At 49.8% G+C, this 8,055-nt stretch carries 7 protein-coding genes; all 7 read left to right on the forward strand.

All coding sequences use genetic code 11. The features are described from left to right. Window positions 1–660 (forward strand): ABC transporter substrate-binding protein (locus tag ACPLUI_RS08025; protein WP_424659747.1); only part of this gene is annotated, 660 nt, incomplete at its 5' end. A gap of 101 nt (window positions 661–761) precedes the next feature. Continuing rightward, window positions 762–1,634, forward strand: coding sequence for a branched-chain amino acid ABC transporter permease (locus ACPLUI_RS08030; protein ID WP_424659748.1), 873 nt, complete (start codon window positions 762–764; stop codon window positions 1,632–1,634). Window positions 1,635–1,648: 14 nt separating this feature from the next. Beyond that, entirely contained in the window at window positions 1,649–2,659 is a 1,011-nt protein-coding gene (locus ACPLUI_RS08035; protein ID WP_424659749.1) for a branched-chain amino acid ABC transporter permease, read from the forward strand. 2 nt (window positions 2,660–2,661) lie between these two features. Further along, window positions 2,662–3,420, forward strand: a complete 759-nt coding sequence (locus tag ACPLUI_RS08040) for an ABC transporter ATP-binding protein (RefSeq protein ID WP_424659750.1) — start codon at window positions 2,662–2,664, stop codon at window positions 3,418–3,420. Further along, window positions 3,421–4,134 carry an ABC transporter ATP-binding protein gene (locus ACPLUI_RS08045; protein ID WP_424659751.1) on the forward strand — a complete coding sequence of 238 codons (714 nt, stop codon included), beginning with the start codon at window positions 3,421–3,423 and terminating at the stop codon, window positions 4,132–4,134. A 440-nt stretch (window positions 4,135–4,574) separates the two neighbouring features. Beyond that, a complete protein-coding gene (gabT, locus tag ACPLUI_RS08050) occupies window positions 4,575–5,906 on the forward strand; it encodes a 4-aminobutyrate--2-oxoglutarate transaminase (RefSeq protein ID WP_424659753.1) in 1,332 nt (443 codons plus the stop codon). Window positions 5,907–6,169: 263 nt separating this feature from the next. After that, complete coding sequence (locus ACPLUI_RS08055; protein ID WP_424659752.1) at window positions 6,170–7,939, forward strand: aldehyde ferredoxin oxidoreductase family protein; 1,770 nt, start codon at window positions 6,170–6,172, stop codon at window positions 7,937–7,939. The last annotated feature ends 116 nt before the right edge of the window (window positions 7,940–8,055 follow it).

The following is an 8,055-nucleotide window of genomic DNA, read 5'->3' on the forward strand; positions in this document are numbered from 1 at the left end:
GCCGAAAAAGAAGGTATACAGGTGGTTAAATATGACATCGTACCGGCAGGTACGGACTTTACACCATTAATTAGTGCTATCAAAGGTCTTTCTCCCGATATACTGGCAGTAGGCGGTCATGAAAAAGAACACATGGAAATAATCAAGGCGTGCAAATCTCTGGGCTTTATACCAAAAGCTTTTGTAATGCACTATGGTATTACCACACCGGACTTTATAAAGAACCTTGGTAAAGATTCCGACTTCGTGATGGGGGCGGCTGTCTGGACTCCAGAAGTAAAATACAAAGACGAGCTTTTTGGTTCCACCAAAGATTACGTTGAGCTCGCCAAAAAGCGGTGGGGGAGCATACCTGATTATACAGAGGCGGGCTGTGCAGCAACTGGGGAAGTGTTTGCTGCTGCTCTGGCAAAAATCGGTGCCACTCCGCCTCTTTCCGAAGAGCAAAGGGATAAGCTGGTTCAAGCGCTGGAAGAGGTTCAGGTAGATACATTTTTCGGGCCTATTAAATTTGCCAAGGAAGGTAACTGGTACCATAATAATACGGGTTTAAAGCCCTTGACCATTCAGTTGATGAAAGGGGAACAGGTTATCGTAGGTCCGAAAGAGACAAGGGAGAAACAGCCCGTTTATCCGGTTCCGCCTTATAATGCCCGGTAATTATCCTGGTTTTCTTTAATGAGGGGATCGGCGTATCTTTGCGCCGGTTTCCTCATGAGTCCATTTATAAATTCCTAAGACGTGAAGAAAGGTGTAGCAATATGGAATTATTCGTGCAGACGTTGGTGAATGGAATATTAATCGGGGGTATCTTTATTGCCATTGCCGTAGGCTTTTCTCTTGCCTTCGGTGTAATGGATATCATTGACTTTGCAGTTGGCGAATGGGTAATGCTGGGGGCATTTACTGCTTTTTGGGTTAACGAACTTTTTCATATCGACCCTTTGTTGCTTCTTCCTGTTGTAATGTTGCTATTTGGATTGATCGGTTTCCTGTTTCAACCAGTACTTCAGAAAGTGCGAAATATCAGGCACCGCAGTGCTGCACTGATGGCTCTGGCTTTCACTTTTGGTCTGTCCACCTTTTTTCGTGGATCTGCGCTTACGTTGTGGGGATTCAATAATCGAAACCTGGTGACCTTTCTGTCCGAAAAGAGTATCACAGTATTGGGAATTGCTTTACCTGCTTTACGTGTCTGTGCTACTTTTTTTGCCCTCCTGGTTACCGTCTTATTTATGATATTTCTTTATAAAACAAAAACGGGCATAGCCATCCGTGCTGCTGCTGAAAATAGTGAAATTGCCGGTCTGATGGGCATTGATTCTCATCGCCTCGCGCGGCTGGTTTATGCTATTTATACCGGGCTCACGGGTATGTCGGGCATATTTATTGGCTCCATTTTTTCCGTCTTTCCTGAGATGGGTATTCGCTATACAGCTTTTGCCTTTTTTGTTGTTGTTGCCGGCGGATTGGGGTCTTTTTCTGGAGCCATTGCGGCAGGTCTATTGCTGGGTATGATTGCCAGTTTTGTTACTGTTTATCTCGGAGGAGCATACGTTTTTCTTATTTTATTCTTCGTGCTGTACTTAATTCTGCTTTTCTTTCCAAAGGGCATTCTTGGCAAAGGTTGGTGAAAGGAGAGGTTGGCTTGCAATCCAGGCTCTTAAGTCGTACGCTGCAATTTATATTAGTTTTAAGCTTCCTGTTTATTTTGTGCTTGGTGCCATTTATTATTAGTTCATTCTGGTTACGTATTATTACCGGCGTTTTTATGTGGATAGGGCTTGCTTTAAGCTGGAACATGATCGGTGGCTACATGGGATATATTAGTTTCGGACATGGAGCTTTTTTTGGCATTGGTGCATATATTGCCGGTCTTTTGATCTCCAATTTTAATTTATCATTTTTCCCTGCCATGCTTGTTGCAGGTCTCTTGACCTTTCTCTTTGCGATTTTGATAGGTTATCCCACATTAAGACTCAGTGGTGCTTATTTTGCTATCGGGACCTGGGCCTTTGCTGAGATGATGCGCCAGCTTGTACTGGTCTTGGATGTGACAGGAGGGCCGTACGGGTTAAGGCTCCCAGCTTTTCTTAATGAACCATTTTTCTATTTTCTAATGTTTGGCTTTGCGGTGCTGGTTTTTCTATTCTCTTACCTCGTTTTTGAAAAAAGTTATTTTGGCTTAAAAGTAAAAGCAGTACGCGAAGAAGAAACTGCTGCTCAATCTTTAGGTCTTAATACCGCATGGATAAAAGTTCTGGTATTTGCTTTAAGCGCCCTTTTTCCAGGTATGATCGGTGCGGCTTATGCTTATTGGATTACTTATATTCATCCGGATAGTGTCCTTGGCCCACTGATTGCCGATCAAATGGTTATTATGGTTTTGCTTGGTGGAATCGGTACCGTTCTGGGGCCGATTATTGGAGCTATTGTTTTGTATGTAGGAAATCGGATTCTGTGGGTTGCATGGGGCGATAGCTCGGTCTACCTGGTTATTCTGGGGCTGGCCATTTGCCTGGTCATTCTTTTCTTGCCAGAGGGGTTAATCAGCCTTGTTCGCTTCAAAAAGTTTCGATTGGGGGGCCGATGCTTTAGACGCTCGATTCTTGCTGGAGAAATCACTCAAAATGAAGCTCGAACGCAAGGAGGCTCCTGATAATGGAGTTGCTGTTGGAGATCAGAGCTTTAAGTCTTTCTTTTGGAGGGCTAAGGGCAGTTTCTAATTTTTCCCTAAAAGTTGAGCCTGGTAAGATTTACGGTGTAATTGGTCCCAATGGTGCCGGGAAGACAACTCTTTTTAACCTGGTCACCGGTCTTTACCAGCCGGATAGTGGCGAAATCATTTTCCGGGGTATTAACCTGGTTGGTAAAAAGCCATATGAAATTTCCCGCCTCGGTATTGCCCGGACTTTTCAAAATTTGCGTCTGTTTAATGATCTTACGGTTATCGAAAATATACAGGTGGGTTTATTGCATCAAATACGGGGCTTATGGAGGGGAATTTTAAATATAGGCATAACCAATAATGTGGATGAAAGAATTATAACATTATTAGATCTTTTCGAGCTTGGCAGTCGCGCTGATGAAAAGGCAGGTAACCTGCCTTACGGGATGCAGAGAAAACTGGAAATAGCTCGTGCATTGGCTACACAACCTAAACTTTTGCTCCTTGATGAACCTGCCGCTGGAATGAATCCTCACGAAGTACTGAATTTAGTCCGTCTGATCCGGGATATAAAAGATAGGTTTGGGCTAACCATCCTTTTGATAGAGCACCAGATGCGTCTGGTTGAAGAGCTTTGTGATTACATCACCGTAATGCATTTCGGAGAGATCATTGCGCGAGGTACACCTGTGGAAGTACAAGGCGATCCGGTGGTGATCAAAGCATACCTGGGTGAAGAGGAAGTGGGTTAAATGAACAATGCAATTCTCGTTGAAAATCTTGAGGTGGCTTATGGTGGTATTAAGGCTTTGCATGGTATTTCCTTTAACGTTTTTGAAGGCGAAATCGTAACCCTGATCGGTGCTAATGGTGCCGGCAAATCCAGTACCTTGAGGGCGATTTCAGGAATGGTTCGCCCGGGTGTTGGTCGGATTTGGTTTAAGGGTCGGGAAATAACTCGCCTCCCTTCTTATATGATTGCCCGGTCTGGTATGTCTCATGTACCAGAAGGGCGTGGTATCTTTACCAAGTTATCAGTTGAAGAAAATTTAATGGTGGCAACATGCAACCGGAAAAACAGCGAGATTAAAAATGATCTACAGCGGGTTTATAATTTATTTCCCCGTCTTGCCGAGAGGAAAAAGCAGAATGCGGCGAGTCTTTCGGGTGGAGAACAACAAATGTTGGCTATCGGTAGGGCGCTCATGACTGGGGCTGATACGCTTCTTTTGGATGAACCTTCTATGGGTCTAGCTCCTCTGGTTGTTCAGGAAATATTCAAAGTGCTACGAGAGATCAATCAAATGGGGAAAACAATTGTCCTGGTAGAACAGAACGCTGTAATGGCGCTTAAAACCGCTCACCGCGGTTATATTCTGGAAACGGGGCGAATTGTTAAAAGTGGTAAAGCCTGCGATCTCCTGCTTGATCCAGAGGTTAAAAAAGCTTATTTGGGCGGTCGTTAGAAAAAGTAATAATAGAAAGTTGTCCGAGGATTATACGGGTGATTTGGTTCAGCTTATGCGGGCATTGTTAGTGTCTCTTGAGGTTCCTCCTTACGCAAATCAGGAGGATTGCTTAAGAGCATGATGGCAATGCCTTTTTGCTGGTATGTAGCTTATTTTGATTTGTTTTTGTGATAGGTTAATGCAGAACCGCATTACATGAATGCATGGTTGTATCATGTTGCAATTGAGATATTTCAGGAAATAAACTCAAAAACTCGTTATAGATAGCTTAAGATTAATTTGAGCATGCATTAGGTTGGATTTCCCATTTTTCTTTTTTACAAGAAGAAATGATGTTCAGCCAACAATTCTATCTGCATTAATGTGAGGAATGTAAATTGTATAAAGTCCCAATACCCGTTCTCTTCTGAAAATTAAAGCAGGAGGTTTTGCATGTGATGCTTCAAAAAGTTACGTCCGTACCCGGTCCCAGGTCGAGCAGCATGCTGGACAAGAAGAACAGGTACGTAGCGCGGGGCATTTCCAATGCCACTCCCGTCTTCGTAGCAGAAGCAAAAGGAGCCTTGATCAGGGATGTGGACGGGAATGAGTTTATTGACTTTTACGGCGGTATCGGCACCTTGAACGCCGGCCACTGTCCGGAGCCGGTGGTCAACGCCATTAAAAGCCAGGCCGACAAGCTCCTGCACACCTGCTTTATGGTAACCATGTACGAGAACTACGTGGACCTGGCTGAAAAGCTGGCCGGCCTTTGCCCCGTTAAAGGCGAGCATAAAAAGGCTATGTTTGCCAACAGCGGGGCGGAGGCGGTGGAGAATGCCGTCAAGATAGCTCGTTTTTATGCCAGAAAACCGGGTATTATCGCCTTCGAGTGCGCCTTTCACGGCCGGACCCTGATGGCCATGAGTCTGACCAGCAAGGTAAAGCCTTACAAGTTCGGCTTCGGTCCCTTCGCTCCGGAAGTGTACAAGGTGCCTTCGGCGTACTGTTACCGCTGCTACTTCAATTCCACTTACCCGGAGTGCGGCCTGCACTGCCTGGAGAATTTCACCCGTTTCTTTGCCGCCGAGGTGGCACCGGAAAATATCGCCGCCATGATTATTGAGCCGGTACAGGGTGAAGGCGGATTTATTGTACCCCCGCCGGAGTTCCTGCCGGGACTGCAGGAACTCTGCGAAGAGCATGGCATCATCCTTATTGTGGATGAAGTGCAGACCGGTTTTGCCCGGACCGGCAGGGTGTTCGCCGTGGAGCACTGGGGCGTGCAGCCCGACCTGATGACCGTGGCCAAGTCTATTGCGTCCGGGTTGCCCTTGAGCGGGGTGATCGGCCGGGCGGAGATCATGGATGCGCCCGATCCGGGACACATCGGCGGCACCTACGGCGGCAACCCCATTTCCTGTGCCGCGGCCCTGGCCACCATTGATTACATGCTGGAGCAGAAGCTGGCGGACCGGGCCGCCAGAATCGGGGAGATGGCCATGGGGCGCCTGCGGGCCATGCAGGAAAAATATTCTCTTATTGGAGATGTCCGCGGGCTGGGGGCCATGGTGGCCATGGAACTGGTCAAGGACAGGAAGACGAAAGAACCGGCCAAGGAGGAGGCCGGCCGCATCATCCAGGAGTGCTACAAGCGCGGCCTGATCATCATAGGGGCGGGCATATTCAGCAATGTTGTCCGCATGCTCATGCCCCTGACCATTACGGACGAGCAGCTGGATATGGGCTTCTCCATTCTGGAAGAAGTGTTGGCCGAAGTGGCCGGTTAAAAAAGACGTATAACTGGAAGGAGCCCGGGCCTCCCCGGCTTTTAAAAGCTCCTGTTTTGCCCGGGAGCGCGTGAATTGAGCCCGGCACTCACTTTGCCAGAGGCCTGGTTGGGATGATTGCTAATTGTGTGCGGTTTCAATCTCTGCACTGGCGTGCCGGAGCTTTGAACCGGGGCTCCAGTTTGGTCCCCGGGGCTCACCGGAAGGAGAGGAGCCGACAGGGTAATGGAGAGTGGAGATGGCTCGGGGGAAGGAGGCTTAAGATGTACGGTTTTTACGGCAGGTTACTGCGCCTGAACCTTTCCAGTCAATCATTTGCGGTGGAGGAATTGCCGGAAAGCGTGTACCGGGACTACCTGGGTGGGAAAGGGCTGGGCACATACCTGTTGCTGCGCGCGTTGGAGCCGGGGATAGACCCCCTCTCCCCGGCCAACAAGTTGATTATCACTACCGGTCCTGCTACCGGTACGGTGCTGCCCGGGTCCAGCCGCTACGGGGTTTTCAGCAAATCTCCTCTGACTGGCTTTTACGCCGAGTCTTATGCCGGCGGGCGGGTGGCTCCGGCCATACGCCGCACCGGCTACGACGCAGTTATTGTCGAAGGTGCGGCTGAGAGGCCCGTGTATGTAGAAATCAGCGACCGGAACGTGATTTTCCACGATGCTTCCCACCTGTGGGGCAAGGACACTTACGCCACGGAAGACGCCGTGCTGGCGGAAGTGGGGCGGAAGGAAGCTCAGGCCGTGGTCATCGGGCCGGCGGGAGAAAACCTGGTCAGGTTTGCCTGCCTTGAAAACAACTACTGGCGCTCGGCCGGGCGCACCGGCATGGGTGCCGTAATGGGGTCCAAAAAGCTTAAAGCCCTGGTATTCCACGGGGAAGCCAGCTGTAAGGCTGCCGACCCGGCTCTTTTGAAAGAAGCCGCCCGCCGCATCAGGGAAAAGGGCAGGGACAACCCGGGGGTCAGGGCCTACCAGACCTACGGCACCACGGTTATGGTGGGTACCATGAACGGTGCCAGGGCGTTTCCGGCCCGTTACTGGTCCATGGGTACCGACCCGAACTGGGAGAACTTGAGCGGGGATGCATTACTCAAGAATTTTGAAGTGCGGCCCAGGGCCTGCCCCAACTGTTTTTTGACCTGCGGCAAGCTGACCACCGTAAAGGAAGGAAAATACGCCGGCTTAAAGGTGGAAGGCCCCGAGTACGAGACCATTTATGCCTTCGGCGGGTTGTGCGGCATCAACAGCCTGGGCCAGGTCATTTACCTCAACGACCTGTGCGACCGGCTTGGCATGGACACCATTACCGCCGGGAACCTGGTGGCTTTGATGATGGAGGCCGGGGAAAGAGGCCGGGTAAAAGGTTACCCGGCTTACGGCGATGCCGAAGGAGCGGCTCGCCTGCTGGAGGATATCGCCAACGTCCGCGGTTCGGGGGAATTGCTTGCCCTGGGGATAAAACGTGTAGCCAGTGAGCTGGGTTTGGAAGACCTGGCCATTCACGTCAAGGGGCTGGAGCCGGCCGGTTATGACCCCCGGGTGTTGAAAGGGATGGGTCTGGCCTACGCCACCTCGCCCAGGGGAGCCTGCCACCTGCGGGCCACCTTTTACAAGCCGGAATTGAGCGGGATGATCGACCCCTCCACCACCGAAGGGAAAGCAGCCCTCTTTATTGAATTTGAAAACCGGCTGACGGTTTTCAACACCATGATTTTCTGCGTCTTCTTCCGCGACCTGATCCAGTGGGACGACCTGGTGGCCATGATCAAAGGCAGCACCGGTTGGGAGTACACCGGAGAGGAGCTGGCCCGGCTGGCCAACCGGATTGTCACCGCCACCCGCCTTTTTAACACCAGAGAAGGTGCCACCCGGGCAGACGATATGCTGCCGGCCAGGTTCTTCAGCGAACCGATCAACGATGGCCGGAACATCATCACCAGGCAGGAACTGGATACCATGCTGGACGACTACTACCGCCTGCGCGGCTGGGATCAAAACGGGGTTCCGCTTGGGAATCGAAAGGCGGAATAACGTTACGCTTGTTTAACTGAAATGTTCCATCCTCCACCACCCCTTTTCCCAGGGGATTTTTTTTTCGACAGGAATTTTCCTGGGGATACAGAATTAAAACAAACTAGAAAAAATTT

Source organism: Desulfofundulus sp., from assembly GCF_049701015.1.
GTDB lineage: Bacteria > Bacillota > Desulfotomaculia > Desulfotomaculales > Desulfovirgulaceae > Desulfofundulus.

What these genes read in the sequence shown, in the direction of transcription:
- gabT (WP_424659753.1), top strand. Translation starts at nt 4,575, where the DNA reads ATGCTTCAAAAAGTTACGTCCGTACCCGGTCCCAGGTCGAGCAGCATG.
- ACPLUI_RS08045 (WP_424659751.1), top strand. Translation starts at nt 3,421, where the DNA reads ATGAACAATGCAATTCTCGTTGAAAATCTTGAGGTGGCTTATGGTGGT.
- ACPLUI_RS08030 (WP_424659748.1), top strand. Translation starts at nt 762, where the DNA reads ATGGAATTATTCGTGCAGACGTTGGTGAATGGAATATTAATCGGGGGT.
- ACPLUI_RS08040 (WP_424659750.1), top strand. Translation starts at nt 2,662, where the DNA reads ATGGAGTTGCTGTTGGAGATCAGAGCTTTAAGTCTTTCTTTTGGAGGG.
- ACPLUI_RS08055 (WP_424659752.1), top strand. Translation starts at nt 6,170, where the DNA reads ATGTACGGTTTTTACGGCAGGTTACTGCGCCTGAACCTTTCCAGTCAA.